This window comes from Micromonospora phaseoli (assembly GCF_900109115.1).
Taxonomy (GTDB): Bacteria; Actinomycetota; Actinomycetes; order Mycobacteriales; family Micromonosporaceae; genus Micromonospora; species Micromonospora phaseoli.
In genome coordinates this window covers 625,575-647,857 of sequence record NZ_FNYV01000001.1, presented here as the reverse complement: position 1 = coordinate 647,857, position 22,283 = coordinate 625,575, and the positions used below count along the sequence as shown (strand labels likewise).

Annotated in this window: 18 protein-coding genes; 9 read left to right on the top strand and 9 right to left on the bottom strand. The window is 72.4% G+C overall.

Going from position 1 to position 22,283, the window contains the following annotated elements; translation table 11 throughout:
- Positions 1 to 87 precede the first annotated feature (87 nt).
- Together BMY89_RS03005 and BMY89_RS03000 are read right to left on the bottom strand one after the other, a co-directional pair.
- Positions 88 to 2,571 (bottom strand): DNA gyrase/topoisomerase IV subunit A, encoded by a 2,484-nt coding sequence (locus BMY89_RS03005; RefSeq protein WP_092374374.1) that lies wholly within the window; start codon positions 2,569 to 2,571, stop codon positions 88 to 90.
- Positions 2,572 to 2,602: 31 nt separating this feature from the next.
- Positions 2,603 to 4,660, bottom strand: a complete 2,058-nt coding sequence (locus tag BMY89_RS03000; protein ID WP_092374371.1) for a DNA gyrase/topoisomerase IV subunit B — start codon at positions 4,658 to 4,660, stop codon at positions 2,603 to 2,605.
- Positions 4,661 to 5,009: 349 nt separating this feature from the next.
- On the opposite strand from BMY89_RS03000, the gene BMY89_RS02995 reads away from it, so the two are divergent.
- From BMY89_RS02995 to BMY89_RS02980, 4 genes are all read left to right on the top strand, one after another.
- Positions 5,010 to 6,269 (top strand): SGNH/GDSL hydrolase family protein, encoded by a 1,260-nt coding sequence (locus BMY89_RS02995; protein WP_092374368.1) that lies wholly within the window; start codon positions 5,010 to 5,012, stop codon positions 6,267 to 6,269.
- A gap of 88 nt (positions 6,270 to 6,357) precedes the next feature.
- Positions 6,358 to 7,206 carry an alpha/beta hydrolase family protein gene (locus BMY89_RS02990; RefSeq protein WP_092375474.1) on the top strand — a complete coding sequence of 283 codons (849 nt, stop codon included), beginning with the start codon at positions 6,358 to 6,360 and terminating at the stop codon, positions 7,204 to 7,206.
- Between the two features lie 132 nt (positions 7,207 to 7,338).
- Positions 7,339 to 7,980 (top strand): hypothetical protein, encoded by a 642-nt coding sequence (locus BMY89_RS02985; RefSeq protein WP_092374365.1) that lies wholly within the window; start codon positions 7,339 to 7,341, stop codon positions 7,978 to 7,980.
- Between the two features lie 110 nt (positions 7,981 to 8,090).
- A complete protein-coding gene (locus BMY89_RS02980) occupies positions 8,091 to 8,477 on the top strand; it encodes a hypothetical protein (protein ID WP_092374362.1) in 387 nt (128 codons plus the stop codon).
- A gap of 88 nt (positions 8,478 to 8,565) precedes the next feature.
- On the opposite strand, the gene BMY89_RS02975 is transcribed toward BMY89_RS02980, so the two are convergent.
- Positions 8,566 to 9,459 carry a DUF72 domain-containing protein gene (locus tag BMY89_RS02975; RefSeq protein WP_092374359.1) on the bottom strand — a complete coding sequence of 298 codons (894 nt, stop codon included), beginning with the start codon at positions 9,457 to 9,459 and terminating at the stop codon, positions 8,566 to 8,568.
- 83 nt (positions 9,460 to 9,542) lie between these two features.
- Between BMY89_RS02975 and BMY89_RS02970 the strand changes: the two genes are divergently transcribed.
- From BMY89_RS02970 to BMY89_RS02960, 3 genes are all read left to right on the top strand, one after another.
- Positions 9,543 to 10,307, top strand: coding sequence for a Pr6Pr family membrane protein (locus BMY89_RS02970; protein ID WP_170147595.1), 765 nt, complete (start codon positions 9,543 to 9,545; stop codon positions 10,305 to 10,307).
- A gap of 184 nt (positions 10,308 to 10,491) precedes the next feature.
- Positions 10,492 to 11,538, top strand: coding sequence for an NAD(P)-dependent alcohol dehydrogenase (locus BMY89_RS02965; RefSeq protein WP_092374356.1), 1,047 nt, complete (start codon positions 10,492 to 10,494; stop codon positions 11,536 to 11,538).
- 21 nt (positions 11,539 to 11,559) lie between these two features.
- Positions 11,560 to 12,075: a 2'-5' RNA ligase family protein gene (locus BMY89_RS02960; protein ID WP_092374353.1), complete on the top strand. Its 516-nt coding sequence runs from the start codon at positions 11,560 to 11,562 to the stop codon at positions 12,073 to 12,075.
- A gap of 10 nt (positions 12,076 to 12,085) precedes the next feature.
- Here the strand turns inward: BMY89_RS02960 and BMY89_RS02955 are convergent, their stop codons facing one another.
- Genes BMY89_RS02955 through BMY89_RS02940 form a run of 4 tightly spaced genes read right to left on the bottom strand, consistent with a single transcriptional unit; the run spans position 12,086 to position 17,000 of the window.
- Positions 12,086 to 13,012 carry a siderophore-interacting protein gene (locus tag BMY89_RS02955; RefSeq protein ID WP_092375471.1) on the bottom strand — a complete coding sequence of 309 codons (927 nt, stop codon included), beginning with the start codon at positions 13,010 to 13,012 and terminating at the stop codon, positions 12,086 to 12,088.
- 26 nt (positions 13,013 to 13,038) lie between these two features.
- Positions 13,039 to 15,138: an iron ABC transporter permease gene (locus BMY89_RS02950; protein WP_092375469.1), complete on the bottom strand. Its 2,100-nt coding sequence runs from the start codon at positions 15,136 to 15,138 to the stop codon at positions 13,039 to 13,041.
- A gap of 5 nt (positions 15,139 to 15,143) precedes the next feature.
- Positions 15,144 to 16,127: an ABC transporter substrate-binding protein gene (locus BMY89_RS02945; protein ID WP_092374350.1), complete on the bottom strand. Its 984-nt coding sequence runs from the start codon at positions 16,125 to 16,127 to the stop codon at positions 15,144 to 15,146.
- Between the two features lie 39 nt (positions 16,128 to 16,166).
- Positions 16,167 to 17,000 carry an ABC transporter ATP-binding protein gene (locus tag BMY89_RS02940; protein ID WP_092374347.1) on the bottom strand — a complete coding sequence of 278 codons (834 nt, stop codon included), beginning with the start codon at positions 16,998 to 17,000 and terminating at the stop codon, positions 16,167 to 16,169.
- A gap of 310 nt (positions 17,001 to 17,310) precedes the next feature.
- Between BMY89_RS02940 and BMY89_RS02935 the strand changes: the two genes are divergently transcribed.
- Positions 17,311 to 19,008 carry a DivIVA domain-containing protein gene (locus BMY89_RS02935; RefSeq protein WP_111313785.1) on the top strand — a complete coding sequence of 566 codons (1,698 nt, stop codon included), beginning with the start codon at positions 17,311 to 17,313 and terminating at the stop codon, positions 19,006 to 19,008.
- Positions 19,009 to 19,035: 27 nt separating this feature from the next.
- Here BMY89_RS02935 and BMY89_RS30785 read toward each other — a convergent pair whose 3' ends face one another.
- Complete coding sequence (locus tag BMY89_RS30785) at positions 19,036 to 19,695, bottom strand: hypothetical protein (RefSeq protein ID WP_232521020.1); 660 nt, start codon at positions 19,693 to 19,695, stop codon at positions 19,036 to 19,038.
- 328 nt (positions 19,696 to 20,023) lie between these two features.
- Here BMY89_RS30785 and BMY89_RS02925 point away from each other — a divergent pair, with 328 nt between their 5' ends.
- The gene (locus BMY89_RS02925; protein ID WP_092374344.1) at positions 20,024 to 20,989 is read left to right on the top strand and encodes an AraC family transcriptional regulator; all 966 of its coding nucleotides are present in this window, start codon (positions 20,024 to 20,026) and stop codon (positions 20,987 to 20,989) included.
- 58 nt (positions 20,990 to 21,047) lie between these two features.
- Here BMY89_RS02925 and BMY89_RS02920 read toward each other — a convergent pair whose 3' ends face one another.
- Positions 21,048 to 22,262 carry an FUSC family protein gene (locus BMY89_RS02920; RefSeq protein ID WP_092374341.1) on the bottom strand — a complete coding sequence of 405 codons (1,215 nt, stop codon included), beginning with the start codon at positions 22,260 to 22,262 and terminating at the stop codon, positions 21,048 to 21,050.
- Between the last annotated feature and the right edge of the window lie 21 nt (positions 22,263 to 22,283).

Genomic DNA, 22,283 nt, shown 5'->3' with positions numbered 1-22,283 from the left:
CACTGTCGATCATGAGGTCAGCGGCGCTGTTGATCTCGGGAAGAACCGCCAACCTCATGATCAATAGTTGGGTTGCGTGCCGGGCGGTTAGTTGCGGTCGATCTGGTGGCCTACGACGGTTGGGCCGAGCATCACGGCGAAACCCGAGCCGTCGCGGCGTGGGTCGGCGGCCGGCAGCTCCACCGGATCGCCGGTGGCGGTGGCGCCGACCGGGCGGGGGCCGATCCAACCGACGACCACGTCGGTCTCACCCTTGAGGAACCGCTGGGCGCGCACCCCGCCGGTCGCCCGCCCCTTCGCCGGGTACGCCGCCAGCGGCGTCACCTTGACCGTCGCGCCGGTCGAGGTGACCACCATCGGCTCGCCGTGCTGCGGATCGTCGGTGCGGATCGCGCCGAAGAAGACCACCTGAGCCCCGGCCGGCAGGGCGATGCCCGCCATGCCGCCGCCCTTGAGGCCCTGCGGACGGATAGTGCCGGCGGGGAACCGCAGCAGCGACGCCGCGCTGGTCAGGAAGGCCAACGTCTCGGTGCCGTCGGCCAGCCAGGTCGCGCCGACCACCTCGTCGTCGTCGCGCAGCCCGATCACCTCGAACTCGTCCGAGCGCACCGGCCAGTCGGGGGCACACACCTTCACCACACCCTGCCGGGTACCCAGCGCCAGGCCCGGCGATCCGCCGGCGGTGGAGCCGAGCGGCGCGAGACCCACCACCGTCTCCCCCGGCTCCAGCGGCACCAGCTCGGCTGCGGACATCCCGCCGCGCAACGACACCGTGCCGGCCTGCTCGGGCAGCACCGGCAGCGGCAGCACATCCACCTTGAACGCCCGACCCGCACTTGTCACCAGCAGCACCCGGCCCCGTGCGGTCGAGTGCACCACGGCGCGTACCGCGTCGTGCTTGACCCGGCCGTGCCGGCGACGCCCCTCGGCGGCCTCCTCCGACTCGGCGGCGGTACGGGCGACCAGCCCGGTGGCCGACAGGATGACCTGGCAGGGGTCGTCGGCCACCTCCAGCGGCCCGGCCGGCGCGGACGCGGCGAGCACCTCCTTGAGGTCACCGTCGACCAGCGTCGTCCGTCGGGGCGCGGCGAACTGCTTGACCACTGCGGCCAGCTCGTCCGAGACGACCTTCTTCAGCACGTTCTCGTCGTCGAGGATGGTGGACAGCTCGGCGATCTCGCCGCGCAGCTTCGTCTGCTCCGCCTCCAGCTCCAGCCGGTCGTACCTGGTCAGCCGACGCAGCGGAGTGTCCAGGATGTAGGTCGCCTGGATCTCGGAGAGCTTGAACTGGCGCATCAGGCCGCTCTTGGCCGCCTGGGCGTCCTCGCTGGCCCGGATCAGCTTGACCACCTTGTCGATGTCGAGCAGGGCGATCAGCAGGCCGTCGACCAGGTGCAGCCGCTCCTCCCGCTTACGCTTGCGGTGGGCGCTGCGCCGGGTCACCACCTCGTACCGGTGGGCCAGGAACACCTCCAGCAGCTCCTTGAGCCCGAGGGTGCGCGGCTGCCCGTCGACCAGCACCAGGTTGTTGACGCCGAAGGACTGCTCCAGCGGGGTGAGCCGGTACAGGTCGGCGAGCAGCGCCTGCGGATTCACCCCGACCTTGCACTCGATGACCAGCCGGGTACCGCTCTCCCGGTCGGTGAGGTCCTTGACGTCGGCGATCCCGGTGAGCCGCTTGGTCTTGGTGACCTCGTTGGTGATCGCGGCGATGACCTTCTCCGCGCCGATGCCGTAGGGCAGCTCGACCACGGTGATGGCCTGCCGGCCCCTGCTGCCCTCCAGCGGGCCGATCTCCACCTTGCCGCGCATCCGCACCACGCCGCGGCCGGTCTCGTAGGCCCGGCGCACCTCGTCGAGGCCGAGCAGCAGACCGCCGGTGGGCAGGTCGGGGCCGGGCACGAACTCCATGAGCTTGTCCAGGGTGGCGCTCGGGTGCCGGATCAGCCAACGGGCCGCCGAGACGACCTCGCCCAGGTTGTGCGGGATCATGTTGGTCGCCATCCCGACCGCGATCCCGGAGGTGCCGTTGACCAGCAGGTTCGGGAAGGCCGCCGGCAGCACGGTCGGCTGGGTCAGTGAGCCGTCGTAGTTGGGCTCGACGTCGACGGTGTCCTCGCCCAGCTCACCGACGAGCAGCATCGCCTCCCGCGACATCCGGGCTTCCGTGTATCTCGCCGCTGCCGGTCCATCGTCCGGGCTCCCATAATTTCCATGCCCGTCGATGAGCGGCACGTTGAGCGAGAAGTCCTGCGCCAACCGGACCATCGCGTCGTAGATCGCGGTGTCACCGTGCGGGTGGTAGCGACCCATCACATCGCCGACCACCCGGGCCGACTTGACGTACGGCCGGTCCGGGCGGAAACCCAACTCGTACATCGAGTAGAGGATGCGGCGGTGCACCGGCTTGAGGCCGTCGCGGGCGTCGGGCAGGGCACGGGAGTGGATGACCGAGAAGGCGTACTCCAGGTAGGAGTCGGAGACCTCGGTGGTCAGCGGGTTGTCGATGATCCGCGCGCCGGCCCGGTCGAACGCGGAGTGGTCGACCTTCGTTTCCTTGCGCCGTGCCATGGTTCAGCTTTCCTTCCGAGAAGGCCGGTGGTCAGGCGTCGATGGCGTCGCGGTCGACGCGGTCAGCGGAGTTGATCAGCCAGTTGCGACGTGGCTCGACCTTCTCCCCCATCAGCAGTTCGAGGATCCGCTCGGCGGCCTCGACGTCGTCCAGCGTGATCCGGCGTACCGCCCGAGTGGCCGGGTTCATCGTGGTCTCCCACAACTCGTCTGCGTCCATCTCGCCCAGCCCCTTGAAGCGCGGGATGGGAGTGACGATCTGTTTGCCGGCCTTCTCCAGCCTGCGCACCGTCGTCTCCATCTCCACCTGCGTGTAGGTGTAGACCGTCTCCGGATTGCGCCCCTTCGTGGTGATCTTGTGCAGCGGCGGCATCGCGGCGTAGAGCCGGCCCGCCTCGATCAGCGGCCGCATGTAGCGGGCGAAGAGGGTGATCAGCAGCGTCCGGATGTGGGCGCCGTCGACATCGGCGTCGGCCATGATGAGCACCCGGCCGTAGCGCAGTGCCGAGAGGTCGAAGGTGCGCCCGGAGCCAGCGCCGAGCACCTGCACGATCGCCGCGCACTCGGCGTTGTCGAGCACCTGCTGGAGGTTGGCCTTCTGCACATTCAGGATCTTGCCGCGAATGGGAAGGAGCGCCTGGTACTCCGAGGATCGGGCAAGTCGGCCCGTGCCGAGGGCGCTGTCCCCTTCAACGATGAACAGCTCACTTCTCTCGATGCCTGCCGCGCGGCAGTCGACCAGCTTGGCGGGCATCGACGCGCCCTCCAGGGCGGTCTTGCGGCGGGCCGCGTCCTTCTGCTGCTTCTGGGTGAGCCGTACCCGGGCCGCGTCGACGATCTTCTGTAGGACCGTGCGGGCCTCGGTCTTCGTCTTGCGGTCCTCCAGCCAGGACTTGACGTGCTGCTCCACCAGCCCCTGCACCACCTTGGTGACGCCGGCGGTGGAGAGCTCGTCCTTGGTCTGGGAGGTGAACTGCGGCTCGGGCACCCGCACGTGCACCACCGCCGTCATGCCCTCCAGGACGTCGTCCAGGGTGGGGGCTTCCTCCTTGGCCTTGAGCAGGCCGCGGGTGTTGCGCACGGCGTCGGCGAGGGTACGTGCCAGCGCCCGCTCGAAACCCTTGCGGTGGGTGCCGCCGTGGGCGTTACGGATGGTGTTGGTGAAGCACTCGACGGTGCGCTCGTAGCCGGTGCCCCAGCGGAACGCCACCTCGACCTCGGCCCGCCGCTGCACGTTGGACTGCATGACGCCGTTGGCGTCGGCGGCGTTCTCCCGGTAGGTCCCCTCGCCGATGACCAGCAACATGCCGGAGACGGGCCGTTCGCCGGCCGGCGCGAGGAACTCCACCATGTCGGTGAGCCCGTCGGGGTAGTGGAAGCTCTCCTCGGTCGGCTCGTCGGCCGTGTGGTCGCGCAGCGTGTAGCTGACGCCCGGCACCAGGAAGGCGGTGTGCCGCAGCTTGGCCCGCACCGCGTCGTGGTCGAGCGTGGCACCGGTCTCGAAGTAGCGGGGGTCGTACCAGTAACGGATCGAGGTTCCGGTGCGGTGGCCGCGCTTCATGGCGCCGACGACCTGGAGCCCGGGGCCGGGGGTGAACGGCGCGTCGGGGCCGTCTCCGTCGAAGATGCCGGGCACACCGTGCCGGAAGGACATGGCGTGGACCTTGCCGGCGCGGCGGACCGTGACGTCGAACCGGCGGGACAACGCGTTGACCGCCGAGGCGCCCACACCGTGCAGTCCGCCGGAGGTCTTGTAGCCGGAGCCGCCGAACTTGCCACCGGCGTGCAGGCGGGTGAGCACCAACTCGACGCCGGAGATGCCGGAGCGGGCGTGCACGTCGGTGGGAATGCCCCGGCCGTCGTCGTCGACCTGCACCGAGCCGTCGGCGTGCAGGATTATCTCGATCTTCTTGGCGTGACCGGCGACACCCTCGTCGGTGGAGTTGTCGAGGATCTCGTTGACGAGGTGACCCACGCCACGGCTGTCGGTGGAGCCGATGTACATGCCGGGCCGCTTGCGGACGGCGTCCAGCCCCTCGAGGTGCGTGAGGTCATCGGCCCCGTACAGGGTCTCAGGCTCTGCGGTCAACTGGTCGTACTCCCCGGTCTCGGCGATGTGCTGCCCCGCACCGTCGGCGGTCGGCCCGGCGCGGGCACGCCGCAGCGAGCGTAGCCGTACGCCCCGACAACCCGTGCGGACACCCGTACGGCACGCCGTGGGCCGCTGCTGGCGGACCTGCCGCGATCAACGCCCCGACGCCTGACCTTATGCCCGGTGCCCGAGGTCGACCGCGAGCGGCGGGGCACCCTCGAGACGCGCCGGCCCCGTCAACCCCAGGCGTCACAGATGTTTCCCACTGTTGACGTTCGTCACACCTGCGTGATCTCATCACGGCACCAGAGGATCTTTCACATTTCCATTAACGGATGGGATGCCCATGTCCGCGTTGCGTCGTACCGCCGCCGCGATGGCCCTGGCCGTCGCCACAGCGACCCTCGCCACCGCCGTCGCCACACCCGCCCCCGCCTCGGCGGCGCTGCCCACCGCCGCGATCGCCCTCGGCGACAGCTTCATCAGTGGTGAAGGCGCCGGCGCCTACCAACCGGTGGTCGACGCGACCGGCGTGGCGCGGGACTTCCCCGGATGGACAGCACCGAACAGCAACGCGTTCTTCTGCCACCGGTCGGCCAACGCGTCGCTGCACAAGGCGTCCCTGCCCGGCATCCAGGACCGCTTCAACCTGGCCTGCTCGGGCGGCCAGCCGCACGACATCGCCGCCGCGTCCTCCGCACGGGCCAGCGGGCGGCAGGTCTCCGCCCAACTCGACCAGCTGCGCGCGGTCGCCCAGACCCACGACATCGACCTGGTGCTGATCGGGCTCGGCTCCAACAACAGCTCGTTCACCTTCGGCGGGGTCGCCGAGAAGTGCGCCAACCGGTTCATCGCCGACGCCTGGACCGGCTGGTGGGAGTTCTGGGCGTACCTGAACGGTCCGGTGGAGCAGAAGCCCTGCTCCGACGCCGACCTGGCCACCGCCGCCCAGATCACCGCCGCCACGGCGGAGACCACCGCGGCCGTACGCCAGATCCTGAACACCCTGCGTGAGGTGGACGCCGACGGGCAGCACCGGGTGGTGTTGCAGGACTACACCAACCCGCTGCCGCTGGAGCTGGCCCCGACCTACCACTCGGAGGACAACCGCGACGACACCCGGGACAAGTTCCGCGCGCTCGGCGCCGAGCGGTACGCGGCCGGCTGCCCGATCCACCGGGCCAGCCTCGCTCCCGGGCACCGCTTCTCGCAGGGCCTCGGCAGCATCGTGAACTCGACCCGGACCACCCTGGCGGCCGAGTTCCCCAGCACCGACCTGGTCTACCTCAACGTGCAGCGGGCCTTCGACGGCGCCCGGCTCTGCGAGAGCGCGAACAGCCCGACCGGCACGCTGGCCACCCCGATCCGGCTGATGGACAACCCGCCCAACGGCACCTTCGTGACCAGCCTCTCCGGCAAGGACAAGATCGCCATCCAGCGGATCGCCAACACCTGCGTGACCTACTTCCAGACCTGTCAGGAGTCGTGGCACCCGAACGCCGCCGGGCACCAGGTGCTGGGCCAGTGCCTCTCCGGCGCGGCCGGTACCGCCGCCCGCTCCGTCGCCTGCGTACGCGCCGCAAACGGCGCGATCACCGTCTCCTGAGGTCACGCCCAGGGGCCGTCCCGGCACGTACGCCGGGGCGGCCCCCGGGCCGTTGGCTACTCGCCGGTAGCCTGGCGGGGTGAGCGCGATGGTGGAGTACCAGCAGGAGTTCGTCCAGGTCGACGGTGCCCGTCTCGGCATCCAGGTCTACCCGGAGCCCGACGGCGTGGCCGAGGCCCCGGTGGTGCTGATCGCGCCGGCGATGGGTGTCCGGGCCCGCTACTACCGGCCGTTCGCCGCCGCGCTGCGCGACGCCGGGCTGGCCGTGGTCGTGGCGGACCTGCGCGGCACCGGCGAGAGCACCCCCCGGCCGAGCCGGGCCTGCCGGTACGGCTACGCGGAGCTGGCCGCCGACATCGGGGCGGCGCGGGCAGCGCTCAAGCCACGGCTCGACGGCCGCCGCACCCTGCTGCTGGGGCACTCGCTCGGCGGGCAGGCCGCCGTGCTGCACCTGGCCCTGCACGGCGGCCACGAGGTGGACGGGCTGGCGCTGATCGCCGTCGGCATCCCCTACTGGCGCGACTTCGCCGGCCCCCGTCGCTACGGCGTACTGCCCTACACCCAGGGCATCGCCGCCACGTCCCGGATGCTCGGCGTCTGGCCCGGGTGGGGATTCGGAGGCCGGCAGGCCAACGGGGTGATCCGCGACTGGGCGCACACCGCCCGCACCGGCCGCTTCCCGCACATCGGCGGGGTCGACGCCGAGTCGGCGGTGGGCCGGATCCACACTCCCGTGCTGGCGATCAGCGTCGACGGCGACCAGTACACCCCGCACCCCACGCTGGACCGGCTCTGCGCCAAGCTCACCGCGGCCCCCGTCGAGCGCGAGCGCTACCACGCCCCGGGTACCGCGCTGGACCACTTCACCTGGGTACGCGCCGCCAGGCCGCTGGCCGCGCGGGTCGCCGACTTCGCCACCGGCCTGCCGCCGCGCTGACCCGGGCGGTGCCGGGTCTGCCCTGGCGACGTCGGGAGTTCACCCGTGGCACCGTTGCGCACCGTGACCTCGGCGATTAGCCGTCCCGGACCTGGGTAAGCCGCTGCGCCCAACACGGCGGAAGGGGACCTCATGTCTGACAGTCACACCGCGCTACGTTCGATGCACGATCTGGGCCTGGCGGCCTGGTTCGGCGGATCTCTGATGGGGGCCTTCGGCGTCAACGGCGCCGCGGCCCGGATCGGCGACTCGACCCAGCGGCTGCAAACGGCCTCGACCGGCTGGACCCGCTGGACCCCGGTCAACGCGGCCGCCATCGGCGCCCACCTCGCCGGTGCGGTCGGCGAACTGGTGACGGAGAGCCCGCGGATGGTCACCCAGGCCGGCGTCGGCCGGGCGAGCACCGTGAAGACGGCGCTGACCGTCGGCGCCCTGGCGGTGACCGGCTACAGCCGGCTGCTCGGTATGCGCCTGGCCAAGGCCGGTCGGCCGTCGGTCGAGGGGGTCACCGAACCGAACGGACAGACACCGGCGAACGTGGCGTCCTGCCAGCGCCAGTTGAAGATGTTGCAGTGGGCGATTCCGGCGCTGACCGGTGCGCTGATCGTGGTCACCGCGTACATGGGTGAGCAGCAGAAGCCGGGGCAGGTCCTGCGCGGCATGTTCGGCCGGGCGAACGGCCTGATGCACGGGTCGAAGACGATGGGCAAGGGCGCCGGCGGGATGGCGGCGATGCACGCGGTCCGGCGGCAGATGGCGATGTCCGGCCGCTGACGGCAGGGCAGCGTTGCCGGCCGGCAGCCCGCCGGCACGGCAGCTTCCACGGCAGGACCGCGACCGCCGGCCCGCGACCCGCACCGGCGCACCGAATCAGCGAGGTGGCCATGAGCGCCAAGGACAGGCAGGACCGGGGGCCGGAGAACGTCGCGCCCTGGGGAACCACGGACGGCTTCGACGCGGACCCGCCGTGGGGCGCCGATGAGCACTCGCCGATGAACGAGGGTAGCGAGGAGACCGCGGTGTCCGAGGGACGGCGCGGTGAGCGGCGGGCCGGCGACGCGGCTGCGGGCGACGCGGCGAACCGGCCCGCCGGCCGGCACGGGTTCGGCTCCGTGGAGCCGACCCGTACGCCGGCGGCCGGGCCGGGCGCGCCGCCGGACCCGGCGCCGTCGCGGCGCAGCTTCCCCGACGACGAGGCCGGCGGGGACCTGCCGGACAACGCGCTGGAGGAGGCGACCGGCATGCGTCCGGAAGGGACCTGGCACGGCTGAACCGGGACCGACGGTGGCATCGCGCCCACCGCGTCGGGCCGACCGCGTCACGCCTACCGCGTCGCCGCCGCTGGTCCCGGGCGGCCGGTCAGGACGGTACGGTCCGTCCGGTGCCGACACCGAGCAGGCCGGCCAGCCGTTCCGCGTCGCGCTGTGCCTGACCGGCGCAGCAGTTGTTGAACAGCACGTGCAGCTCGTCGGCCTGCCCGCCGAGTTCGACCAGCAGTTCGGACCAGCGGCGCAGCTCCTCGTCACCGTAGGCGTAGCGGAACCGGTCCTCCTTGTCGCCGCCGGCCCAGGCGCTGCTGTGGCCGTGGAACCGGATCATCGCCAGGTCGGCGGTGGCGACCGGGATCGGCGGCACCGAGTCGGGGTGGCCCTGCGGCATGTCCACGCAGCAGTAGGTCAACCCCTGCTCACGCAGGAAGGCCAGCGTCTCCAGCGCGGCCGCCGGGTCGAACCAGGAGGCGTGCCGTAACTCCACCGCGACCCGCCAGGGCCGGCAGCGCGACGCCAGCTCCGCGATCCGCCGGCGGGCCGCGTCACCGCGCGCCAGCCACGGCGGAAACTGCAACAGCACCGCGCCGAGCCGGTCGGCCGCCGCGATCGGTGCCAGCGCCGCCCGGAAGCGGCTCCACAGCTCGTCGTACGCCGCCGACGGCAGGTCACGCCGCCGGATCCGGTCCGGCCCGCCGCTCGGACGCAGGTCGGCGGGGAGCGTGGTGACCGGCGTCGGATGCCCGGTGAAGAGGCTGAACGCCTTGACGTTGAAGGTGAACCCGTCGGGTGTGGCGTCGACCCAGCCCTGCGCCGTCTCCGGCGCGGGCACCGCGTAGTACGACGTGTCCACCTCGACCAGCCCGAACCGTTCGGCGTAGTGGCCCAGCCGGCCGGCCGGGGTGTTCACCTCGCGCGGGTACCAGCCGGAGCGCAGCAGCGTCCGGTCGGCCCACGAGGACGTACCCACCTTGATTACACCCATGTAGTTCAGTGCACCGCCGACTGGGCGGTTCGGCAACCGCTGGGGTGGTGACCACGGGCCGCACCCGTTGGTAACGTGCCGCGATGACTGTGCGGCAGGCCTCCGCGGCGGTGGTGCTCCGCCTGGCGATCGTGATCAGCGTGCTGGCCGGTGTGGTGCTCACCGCGCTCGGCCCGGCCACGGTGACCGGCCTGCTGCCGTACTTCACCATCCAGAGCAATCTCGCCGTCGGCCTGGTCGCCGGGTACGCGCTATGGCAGACCGGCCGGGGTCGGCCGGACCCGCCGGCCGCGCTCACCGGGGCCGTGACCCTCTACATCGCCATCACCGCCGTGGTGTACCACCTGGTGCTCGCCAACCCGGCCAGTCCGTTCGCCATGCCCCAGCCCGACCGGGCCCTCGGTGAGTCGCTCGGCAACCAGTTCCTGCACACCGTGGTGCCGCTGCTCGCCATCGTCGACTGGGCGTGGCTCGGCCGGCAGAGCCGGCTGGGTCTGCGGCACGCGCTGTGGTGGTTGGCGTTTCCGTTGGGTTACCTCGGCTTCGCGCTGGTACGCGGGCTGGTGGTGCACCGCTACCCGTACCCCTTCCTCGATGCCGGAGAGCTCGGCTACCCGGGGGTGGGGATCGTCGCGGCCTGCCTCGCCGTGGTGTTCTGGCTGCTCGGTCTGCTGCTCGTCGGCGTCGATCGGGCGCTGGCCCGGTTCCGGCCCGCACCCCTGGCCGAACCGGCACAGCCCGCCGCCGCTCCGCCACGACCGGGGGACTACGCGGGCACCGCGAACGGCTCCACGACCGGCGCACCGGCCGCTACGCCGCCCGCTGGGACGACCGCCGGCAGCGGCTGACCCATCCGCAGCGTTGGGGACCGGAAACGGTTGGGGGGTCAGCGGGGCACCGGAGGTCACCGCGCCGGGAGCAGGGATCCCGTCCGGCCTGCGGGAGGCGTGAGACGGCAGCGGGCGGAGTTGGTTTGGACCGGCGTCCAGCGGGGAGGCCGTGCCGCAGGTGACACCGATACCGGAGGCAAGGATGCGCGCGCTGCGGCTGCCCCGCTGGAAGACCGAACCGGAGCTGGTCGAGGTCGACGAGCCGACGCCCGGCCCGGGCCAGGTGGTGGTCCGGATCGGTGCTGCCGGCGCCTGCCACTCCGACCTGCACCTGATGCACGATTTCGAGGCGGGCGCGGTGCCGTGGAATCCGCCGTTCACGCTCGGTCACGAGAACGCCGGCTGGGTGCACTCCCTCGGTGACGGCGTGACCGGCTTGGAGGTGGGCCAGGCTGTCGCGGTCTACGGCCCCTGGGGCTGCGGGAGCTGCGCCCGCTGCCGGGTCGGCGCAGACAACTACTGCGAGGACCTGGCCGCCGCGCCGGTGCCGGGCGGTGGCGGTGGCCTCGGCATGGACGGCGGGATGGCCGGTTACGAGCTGGTGCCGGCGGCCCGGCACGTGGTGCCGCTGCCGGAGGGTCTGGATCCGGTGCAGGCCGCACCGCTGACCGATGCGGGCCTCACCCCGTACCACGCGATCCGCCGGTCCTGGCCGAAGCTGCCGCCCAGCAGCACCGCGGTCGTGATCGGCGTCGGCGGGCTCGGGCACGTCGGCGTGCAGATTCTCAAGGCCACCACCGCGGCGCGGGTCATCGCGGTGGACAACCGGGACGAGGCGTTGCTACTCGCCGAGGAGTGCGGCGCGGACCTGACGCTGCGCAGCGACGGGAGCACCGCCGAGGAGATCCGCAAGGCCACCGGCGGCAAGGGCGCCGACGTGGTGCTCGACTTCGTCGGCGTCGACGCCACCTTGAAGATCGGCGTCGCCGCCGCGCGGACCGTCGGTGACCTGACCATCGTGGGCATCGGGGGCGGCTCGCTGTCGGTCGGCTTCTTCTCGGTGCCGTACGAGGTCAGCGTCCAGACCACGTACTGGGGCAGCCGGCCGGAGCTGATCGAGGTACTCGACCTCGGCGCGCGCGGGTTGGTGCGACCGAAGACGACCACGTTCGGCCTGGACGACGCGGTGCGCGCGTACCGGATGATGCAGGACGGCACGCTGGAGGGTCGGGCCGTGGTCGTGCCGTGACCGCTGGCCTAGAATGATCATGTGGTTGCCGCGCTGGAGCTCTACCTGGACACCGCCGCCACCCGCCGGATCCGGGTGCTCTGGGATGCCCTGGAGGCCGAGGGGGTGCAGAGCCTGCGTTCCCTGCTGGAGCAGCGGCACCGGCCGCACGTCTCGCTCGCGGTCGCGCCGAGCCTCGACCCGCAACGGGTGGCGGCGGCGTTGGCCGGCACCACGTTGGCCGTACCGCTGCGGCTGTCGTTCCAGCACGCCGGCCAGTTCGTCGGCCGGGTCCTCTGGCTCGGCCCGGCCCCCACGCCGGAGTTGCTGGAGCATCACCGGCGGGTGCACGACCAGCTCACCGCGGCCGGCGTCGGGCTGGTCGAGCACTACCGGCCGGGCCGCTGGGTACCGCACTGCACGCTGTCCATGCGGGTACCGAACACGCTGATGGCCGCCGCCGTCCGGCGCTGCCTGGAGGTCCTGCCGCTGGAGGCCACCGTCGTCGCCGCCGCGCTGACCGACCACGCCCGCGGCATCTCCTACCCCCTCCCCTAACCGCTCGGGGTCAGGAGGGGTCGGGGCGGCCGTGGCGCCAGTAGCCCATGAAGGCCACGGCGCGGCGGTCCAGGCCACGTTCGGCGACCAGGTGACGGCGGAGGGTACGGATGACCCCGGCCTCGCCGGCCAGCCACGCGTAGAGCGGGGCCGACGGGAGCGCGTCGGGTACCTCCCAGAGAATCTCGTGGTCCACGTCCACGTCGTCGACCAGCGCAGCGCCGGGCGTGCTCGCCGCGTACGGCGTGCCCGCAGCGCCGGAGAGCAACTCCTCCGCGGCGGCGGCGACGGCAGCGACCAGCCGGCTGCCGTACGCGCCGGTGCCCCGGGGCAGCCAGGTCACCTCGATCCCGGGCGGGGTGACCAGCCGTAGCGCATCCGCCGCGTCGGGCACCTCCAGCAGCACCCGGCCGCGTGCGTCCAGTGGTAGCCGTTCGCAGATTCCGCTGATCGCCGGCACCGCCGTCTCGTCCCCGGCCAGCAGCAGGCACCCGGTCGACGGGGGCCGGAACTCGACCCCGCCGTGGTCACCGCCGTACCCGGAGTCCGGGCCCACGATGGTGATCTCGTCGCCGGGGTGGACCCGCCGCGCCCACCGGGTCGCCGGCCCACCGTCGCCGTGCAGCACCAGGTCGACGTCGACCTCGCTGAGCTGCGGCCGGACCGCGCGGACGGTATAGGTCCGGATCGGGTTGCGCTGCTCGTCCGGCAGCGCCCGCCACCGGGTGTACCAGTCCGGCCCCTGCGGCAGGCGCACGCCGAACTGCCCGGGCAGCGGCAGCGCCAACTTGATTCGCTGGTCGTAGCCGTTGTCGGCGAAACGGTCCAGGTCCGGGCCGGTGAAGGTGACCCGGACGAAGGACGGGCTGAGCCGGCGTACCGCCCGGACCTCGACGGCGAACAGCCGCCACGGCGCGATGGGCAGGGTGTTGGTCATGGTGTCTCCCTGTGCGGTCGGGGCGCTTACCGGGGCTGCGCGGCCACGGCGCGCGAGCGCCACAGCAGCCAGACGAAGTACGGGGTGCCGATCATGGCCGTGACCAGCCCGGCGGGGATCTGGGCCGGAGCGATCACGGTGCGGCCGAGGGTGTCGGCGAGGCTGACCAGCGCCGCGCCGAGCAGTGCGGCGACCGGGAGCACCCGGGCGTGCCGGCCGCCGACGAGGGCGCGGGCGGCGTGTGGGGCCACCAGGCCGACGAAGCCGATCACGCCGACGGCGGAGACCGCGGTCGAGGTGAGCAGCGCCGCCGCACCGAGCGCGATCAGGCGGGTCCGCTCCAACCGCACGCCGAGCACCCGCGGGGTGTCGTCGTCGAGCGTCATCAGGTCCAGCTCACGCCGGGCGGCTACCACGGCCGGGGTGAGCACCAGCAGGGCGATCGCCACCGGCAGCACCTGGGTGGCGGTGCGGCCGTAGGTGGAGCCGGAGAGCCAGGTGAGGGCCTTGCCGGTGTTCCACGGATCGAACGCGACGATCATGAAAGTGATCATCGCCATGCCGCCCTGCCAGGCGCCGAATCCGATCAGGACCAGCCGGTCGGAGCTCAGCCCGCCGCGCCAGGCCGCGCCGTAGACGAGGCCGAAGGCGAGCATCGCGCCGAGCCCGGCCACGCCGGAGACGGCCCAGACGCCGGCCAGTGGCACGAAGGTGAGCAGTGAGACCGCGCCGAGGCCGGCGCCGGCGGTGATGCCGAGAATGCCGGGCTCCGCGAGCGGGTTGCGGCAGACCGCCTGCACGGTGGTGCCGGCGATCGCGAGGGCCGCGCCGGCCAGCATCGCCGCGGCGACGCGCGGCCACCGCTGGTCCAGCACGAAGGTGTACGCCGGCCCGGTGCTGCCGTTGACCCAGTTGACGATGTCGCCGAGCAGCACCCAGGTGTCCCCGGCGAGCATGCCGACCAGCACCGCGACGGCGGTGACCGTGGCCGCCACGGCCACGATGGTGCGGTGGAAGGCGGCGGAGCGGATCGCCGCGTGGCCGCCCGGTGGTCGGCGGGTGGGACCGGCGTCGCGGTGTCGCCGGGCCAGCCAGATCAGGATCGCCGCGCCGAGCAGGGTGGTCACCACCCCGGTGGGGATGTCGACGCCGGCCTGGCCGCCCATCAGGGCCCGCAGCAGCACGTCGGAGCCGAGCACGATGAGCACGCCGGCGATGCCGGACAGCGGCAGCAGGATCCGGTGCCGGTGCACCCCGGGCACCAGCGGGCCGAGCAGCCGGACGATCACCGGGGCGCCCAGGCCGACGAAGCCGACCGGCCCGGTGAGGGTGACCGCCGCGGCGGACAGCAGCACGGCCAGCACGGTGACCACCAGCCGGGTACGCCGTACGTCGATGCCGAGCACGGTGGCGGTGTCGTCGCCCAGGGCGAGGATGTCGAGGCGGTGGCCGAGCAGCATCAGTATCGCGATGGCCGCGACGATCACCGGGGCGAGTTGGGTGAGCGCGTCCAGGTCGCTCTGCACCAGTGAACCGTTGCCCCAGGCGAACAGCCCGATGGTGGCCTGTTCGAAGAGCAGGAGCAGCAGCATGGTCACCGAGCTGAGCGCCATCGCGGTGGCCGAACCGGCGAGGATCAGCCGGGTGGTTCCGGCCTGCCCGCCGGCCGACAACGCCATCACCAGGCCGGCGGCGGCGAGCCCACCGCAGAAGGCGAGGCCCCCGGCAGGCAGCGCGGGCAGCGCGATACCGAACGCGGCGACCGAGACGATGGCCAGGTGTGCGCCGGCGTTGACGGCGAGCGTGTCCGGCGAGGCGAGCGGGTTGCGGGCGATCGACTGCAGCGCCGCACCGGCGAAGCCGAGGGCGACGCCGATGGTCAGCCCGGCGAGCAGCCGGGGCAGCCGGGAGGCGATCAGTACCCGGGTGGTCTCGTCGTCGCCACCGGTGAGCAGCCGCAGCAGGTCCAGCGCACCCACCGCGGAGGTGCCCTGGGTGAGGTGTACCGCGACGACCACCAGCAGCAGCGCGATGGCGACGACGAAGGCCCCGACGACCCGGGGGGCCGAGAGGCGCCCGGCCGGAGCCGGCTGGAGAGCCGGCTCCGGACGCGGTGGCGCGGTCAGCACGGTCACACCGCGTAGGTGTTGACGAACTGGTCGATGTACTGCTTGCCGGAGAGCGGCCCGCCGAAGGTCCAGATACCGTCGGGCATCCGGTGCAGGTTGCCCTGCTTGACGAAGGGCAGCGACTTCCAGATGGCGTTGCTGTTAAGGCCGTCGGCGAAGACGTCGGTGCCGTCCGAGGCGTTGTAGAAGAAGTGCAGGTCCGGACTCTTGAGCACGGTCATGCCCTCGACGTCGGTCTGGCCCAGGCCCCAGGCCGGGTCGGTCTCGCCCTCCCAGGCGTTGGTCAGGCCGAGCTGGATTCCGATCTGGGAGACCAGCGCGCCCTGTCCGAACATCCGGATGCTGACCGTGCTGCCTTCCTTCCAGCCGTCGGCGATGGCGAACGGCTTGCCGGCCGCGCCGGCGTCGGCGATCTTCTGCTTGCCGTCGGCGAGGGCGGCGTCGAAGTCGGCGAGCAGCTTCTCCGCCTCCGCGGTCTTGCCGACCGCCGTGGCGATCATCTTGAGGTCGGTGCGCATCCGGCCGAGGTTGTCCGAGGCGTCGCTGCCCTTGGCGACGACGACCGGGACGTACTTCTCCAGCTGAGTGATCAGGTTGGCGCCACGGTCGTCCTCCATGACCACCAGGTCGGGCTCGAGCGCGACGATGGAGTCGACGCTCGGCTCGCCTCGGGTGCCGACGTCCTTGACGCCGGCGTCGAGCTTGGCGGCGGTCACCCAGGTGGCGTACCCCTTGGGGTCGGCGACGCCGACCGGCATGACGCCGAGGCTGACGAGCATCTCGACCTCGCCCCACTCCAGGCCGACGACCTTGGTGGCGGGGGCGTCGAGCTTGACCTCCTTGCCCCGGCTGTCGGTCACGGTGACCGGTCCACCGGCGGCGGAGGGGGAGGCGGCGGGCTCGGTGGTGTTCTCGGTGGTGCCGCAGGCGGCCAGCAGCACCGCGGTGGCGGCGGCCACCAGGGCGGTTACACGGGTACGGGACATGATGTTCTTTCTCGGGTGGGTTTCGTGGTGGGTCTGGGTTCAGACCGGGATACGTGTCAGGTGCCGGCCGACCGGGCGGGTGGTCACCAGTCCGCTGAACGGATCGGTGGCGACCTCGATTCGGATCCCGTAGGTCTCGGTCAGGTCCTGCTCGGTGAAGACCTCGACGGGGGTGCCGGTGGCGCGGACCCGGCCGCGGTCGAGCAGGACCACCTCGTCGGCCACCGCGGCTGCCTGGTTCAGGTCGTGCAGCACGACGCCGACGGCGACACCGTGGTCGTCGGCCAGGTCGCGCATCAGGTCGAGGATCTCCACCTGGTAACGCAGGTCGAGGAAGGTGGTGGGTTCGTCGAGCAACAGCACCGGGGTGTCCTGGGCCAGGCAGGTTGCCAGCCAGACCCGCTGCAGTTCGCCGCCGGACAACTCGTCCACCGGCCGGTCGGCCATCGTGGTGACCCCGGTGACCGCCATCGCCCGGGCGATGGCGGCGGGCCCGTCGGGGTCCTCCGCCCGCCACCGTCCCCGGTAGGGGTGGCGACCGTAGCCGACCACGTCCCGCACGGTGACGCCACTGGGGATCGGGCGGCTCTGGGCGAGCAGGGTGACCCGGCGGGCGTACTCCTTGGCCGGCAGACCGGCCGCGGCGCTCCCATCGGCGAAGAGCACCGTGCCGCTGTCGATCGGGTGCAGTCGGGCGAGCGCTCGAAGCAGGGTGGACTTACCACTGCCGTTCGGGCCGACGAGGGCGGTCACCGCGCCGGGGCGCAGGGTGATGGCCGCACCGTGTACCACTGTTGTGCCGTGGTAACCCAGGCGGAGGTCGCTTCCGCGTAGGCTCTGCTCGGCGTCGTCCGACGCCAGTCCGCTCGACATGCGGTTAGGTTAACCTAACCTAAGTAGCTGTCAAGACGCGGGTTTGCTCGCGTCCACCGGGCTCCCGGACGACGTCCCCACTGGTAGACGCGGTTCGATACGCAGGCACGGCACGGCGCGACCCGACTCCGATCCGGAACCAGCGACGACCACAACGGCCAGGCGCGCCAGCCGAACCCGGCACCATCCGTCAGGCGGCGGGAAAACGGTACCGGGGTGGGAGGACAGACCAGTCGGAGCAGCGGTAACGTTGCGCGTCATCGCCGCCGGCCGGCCGGTGTGGCGCTGCCGATCGTATGGAGGATGGGGCATGTCCATCGGCGAGGAACCGTTCGCTACCCGCGACGACCTGGCCTCGCGGCCTAACTTCGAGGTCGCTATGCGCGGGTACGACAAACGGCAGGTCGAACGCTACGTCGAGCAGATGGACAGCCGACTCGCCATGGTTTCGGCGGAGCGCGACCGGGTCCTCACGCACGTGCGGGACCTGACCGGCAAGCTGCAGGCGGTCCAGGGTGAGGTGACCGAGCTGCGCCAACGACCGGCGCAGTTGGACAAGGCCACCTTCCAGGACGTCGGCCCGATGGTCGGCCAGATCCTGGACCTGGCCGAGAAGCAGGCCGCGGCGATCATCGAGACCCACACCCAGCGGGCCAGCAAGCTTCAGGCCGAGGCGGAGAAGACGCTCGCCAACGCGCGGGATCGCACCGTCAAGGCACTGGCCGACCTCGACGAGGAGCTGGCCGGCCGGCGCGCCGAGCACGAGAAGACGTACGAGGAGCTGCGGGCGGCAGCCGACGCGGAGCTGGTTGAGGCCCGCGAGCGGGCCGACAGGCTGCGCTCCGAGGGTGAGGCCGCGCACGAACGCGCCCAACAGGAGGCGCAGCGCATCGGCGAGCAGTGCCGCCAGCAGATCGAGCAGGCCCGGGCCGCGTCCGAGGCGCTGACCACCTCCGCACGCACCCAGATCCATCAGGAGATCCAGGCGGCCCGGTCGCAGAGCCAGCAGGAGCTGGCCCAGTGGCGGTCCACCGTGGAGGAGGAGCTGGCGGAGCGGCGGGCCGCCGCCGAGGAGGACCTGGCCGAGCAGCGGGCGACGGTCGAGCGCGAGTTGGCCGCCCAGCGGGCCGCCGCGGAGCAGCGGGTCAGTTCGATGATCGCGGACGCCCAGCAGTACTCCGCCGAGATCCGCAAGCGCGCCGACGAGCAGGCGGCCGAGGTACGCAAGCTCAGCGACGAGCAGGCCGAGGCCGCCGAGGAGCAGCTGCACGCCGTACAGCTGGCGGTCGGCGAGCAGCAGGAGGCAATGGCTGAGCTGGGCCAGGAGCTGGACGAGGCCCGGCAGCAGCTCGACGAGTCGTCCCGCGCCAAGGAAGCCACGGAGGCCGAGTTGACCCGGCTGCGGCAGCAGTTGGAGGAGACCAGCCGCGACCTGGTGGCGGAGAGCCGGCGGTTGGAGGAGGCACGTCGAGCCGCCGAGGCCGCCGAGCGACACGCCAAGGAGATCCGGGCCCGGGTGCAGCGGGAGGCCAAGCGGGTCGCCGACCTGGCGGCCGCAGCAGTGATGGCCGCCGCAGCCGGCGGGACCGAGACCGCCGAGTACCCGATGGTGTCGTCCCGCACGGGGTCCGGCCGCGCCGGCGGCGAGCCGGCCGTGGTGTCCGGCGGTGACTCCGAGAGCACCGCCGGCCGGGATGACGCGACCCCACCCGGGGACACCGGCCGCGACGGGTCAGAGGTGGACCGGGCGGCGGCCGACGGCGTCGACCCGTCCGCCCAGCAGCGCAACGGCGCCGTGGCCGGCCGGCCGGGCCCCCCGCAGTCGGAGAACAGCACGCACCCACCGGCTGACCCGGTGGCTCGCGCGGCGGCGGCGCTGGCGGCCGCCGGGCCGGGCGGTATCAACTGGTTCGCCGGCCAGGCGGCTACCGCTGCACCCGACGAGACCGAGGGCCCGGCGGCCACCTCGACCGGTGCGGACCGGGCACCGGAGCCCGCGGCGAACTGACCTCGGCCGCGCCAGGTTGCCGCGCCATCAGAACGGACGGCGCGGCAACCAACCGAGGAACCGGTTGCGCGCCCGGGCCAGCGGTAGGCCCGGCAGGTCGCGGGCGGCGGCCAGCAGGCACGAGCCCAGATAGACCGCGAGGGCGGCGCGGGCGCCGCCGAACTCCGCGAGCAGCTGGCTCTGCTTGACCGCGCACGGCCACTCCCGGCCACAGCCGGTGCAGGTCCAGGCCGGCGGCGAGGGCAGGTGCTCCGGCGGCTTCGTCGACCGGTAGCGGGTCGCGGCGTTGTTGCGGATGCCGGCACGGGTCGGCACCCGCACTGCATCGCCGGGCGCCGATGTCCGGGGGGTGAACAGTTCCCGGCGAGCCAGGCCGAGTGCACCACCCACCCGCACCAGGGCGTCGGGCCCTGGGCGGTAGCCGACCAGCGCGCCCAGCACGTGGTGTCCCAACAGGTCGAAGGCGTCGGGCCCGAGGTCGAGGGTGCGGCACAGCGCGATCAGTCGCGTGGGTGTCGCCACCTGCTGCGCCACCAGCGCGGCGCGCAGCACCTCCCGTACGCCGCCCGAGAGGGCGGACAGCCGGGTTCCCATGATGCCGGTCAGAAGTGCCTCCCCGGCGATCCGCCGGAGCGCTTCAGCCGTCGCCAGGCGGACGATGTCGATCGGATCCTTGGTCTCCAACACCCCATCCCTTCATCCGTTCAGGTCGATCAGCTACCTCTCTCTAGACACTCTTCGCATGATCACGGCCACGTTCGGTCGTCGGCTAGCCCGGCGTGCGCACGGGAACCGCTCCGGCTAGCCCGAAAACGAACTCCCGCCCGATGTCGACAACGAGCGACCGCTCACCGGCGAGACGCGGATGCCACGAAAAGGCCACGGGATTCCCTCCTTTGTGGATACCATCTATGGGAATCCTGACTTCGAGTCGACCCGCACCGGATCCACCACCCCGCGCACCGGGCCTCGCCCGGCGCGCGGCAGCGCCCTCCGTCCGCGCTGATGGAGACGTATGAAGACGAAGGTTCCGACGGCACACCGGTTCGACAGCCACGACCCGGACACCATCCGTGACTTCCTGGTGCACGCCTACGGCACCAGGATGACGATCCGGGCGGCCGGCCACCGCTACCGGTTCCGCCATCACCGGGTGGACGCGGGCCCCTTCTGGCTCGAGGCGGTGGATCAGTCCACCCAACTCGATATCGATGTCGAACCACCCACCGCACTGGTGATCTGTCAGGTCGTCAGCGGCCGCATCGACCGCACCTGCGGCGGCGTGGACGGTCGGTTCGGGCCGGGCGACGTCTTCCTGGCCGCCGCTCCCGGGCTGCCCTACTCGGTGCGCTGGCTGCCCGGCAAGGTGACGACCTGCCTGCTCAGCCTCTCCATGCTGGCCAGGGTGACCGGTGGCGAGCCGACCGACCGGGCGGCAACCGTCCAGTTCACCGGACTGACCCCCACCTCGCCGGCGCTTGCCCGGTTGTGGCGGCACACCACCATCTACCTCAACCAGGTCGTCCTGGGGAACCCGTCCGCGTACCGGCAGCCACTGGTCATCGCCAACGCCGCCCGGATGCTCGCCGCCTCGGCCCTCGCCGTCTTCCCCAACACCACCGCCGGAGAACCGACCACGACGGACCGGCTCGCCGCGACCAACGCCACGCTGCGCCGGGCGACGGCGTTCATCGACGAGCACGCCGACCGCGACATCGGGGCGGCGGACATCGCCGCTGCGGCCCAGGTATCGCTTCGGGCCCTGCAACTGGCCTTCCGCCGGCACCTGGACACCACCCCGATGGCGCATCTGCGCCGGGTCCGACTCGACCGCGCACACCTCGACCTGCTACAGGCCGACCCACGGCAGGAGACGGTGTCGGCGATCGCCTCGCGATGGGGTTTTCTCAGCCACAGCAGGTTCACCGCCCGCTACCACGCCACCTACGGATTCCCACCCAGCCGGACGCTGCACGCGTGAGGATCCACCAGGACGACGGTGGCCGGGCGGCTCTGCACCGGCCGGGCCGGGCGGGTGGTCACGAGCGGTCGGGCTCGGCGGAGTATTCGTCGGAGTGGACGGCACGCCGTCGCTCGAACCGCTCCCGGATCACGCTGACGGCCTCCTCGTCCTGGCAGCCGATGCTGCGCAGCAGGTCGGTGGCGACGGTACGGATCTGGGCCACCACCACGCCGCCGGAGAAGCCGACCCCGTCGTCGAATGCCTCGGCGGCCCGGTCCACCGCCTTCAGGATCAGCTGTTCGGACCGTTGGGTGCGGTGCCCGCTCTCGACCTCGACCTGGAGCAGCGCGAGGGCGTCTCCGAAGTAGTGCACCGCGGCCGGCAGCCCGGGTGGGACGGTTTCGCCGTCGTGGACGGCGGTGGCCGCTCGGCGCAGCATCTCCTGACCGCCCCGGACGGCCAGTTCGAGGTAGCGCGTGCCGCGCTGGTAGTGCTCGAACTCGGCCCGGCGGTGCCAGCGGGCCGGCGAGACCGCCACCGCCTCCTGGGCACCGGAGATGGCGTCCTTGAGCAGCCCGAGCTGGGGGCTCAGTCCGTTCATTCCGTCCCGGGCCGCGGCCACCATTGCGGCATCACCGGTGGTCAGCCCCTCCGCGGCGGTGTGCAGGTGGTCGATCAGGGCGGCGAAGAGTGGCCGGGCGGCCCGCTGGATGATCCGCACCGGGTTGACCGGCAGCAGAGCCACCACCAGCACGGCGGAGAGCCCACCGATGATGGCGTCGATGACCCGGGGTAGCTCCAGGCCACGTTGCACCGGCGCGAGCGTGGCGATCAGCACCGCCGTACCGCCGGCCTGGCTGACGACCGCCCCGCCCCGACTCATGGTCAGGGCGAGCAGGATCGCCAGGGTGACCACGGTGGCGATCTGCCAGGGACCGGTGCCGATGACCGCGATCAGGGCGTCACCGACCAGGAGGCCGGCCAGCACGCCGAGCAGCAGTTCGACGGTACGACGGGTCCGCCGGCCGATCGCGGCGGCGATGGTGCCGACGGCGGCGGTGGGCGCGAAGACCGGCGACGGGTGGTGCAGCACCTCGTGCGCCACCACCCAGGCGAGCGCGGCGGCCACCCCGGCCTGCACGGCGAGGATGGCGTACAGCTCCAGGGTCCGGCGCCGCTCCTGCCAGCCGGCCCGCCGGCCGATCCTACGGACGAACAGCGCGACCCCGTCCCGTGCCCGGCCGGCGGCACCACGCCCGCCACCCTGGCCCCGCTCGTCCGCCGCCGTCACGCCGCCGACTACCCCGCCGGG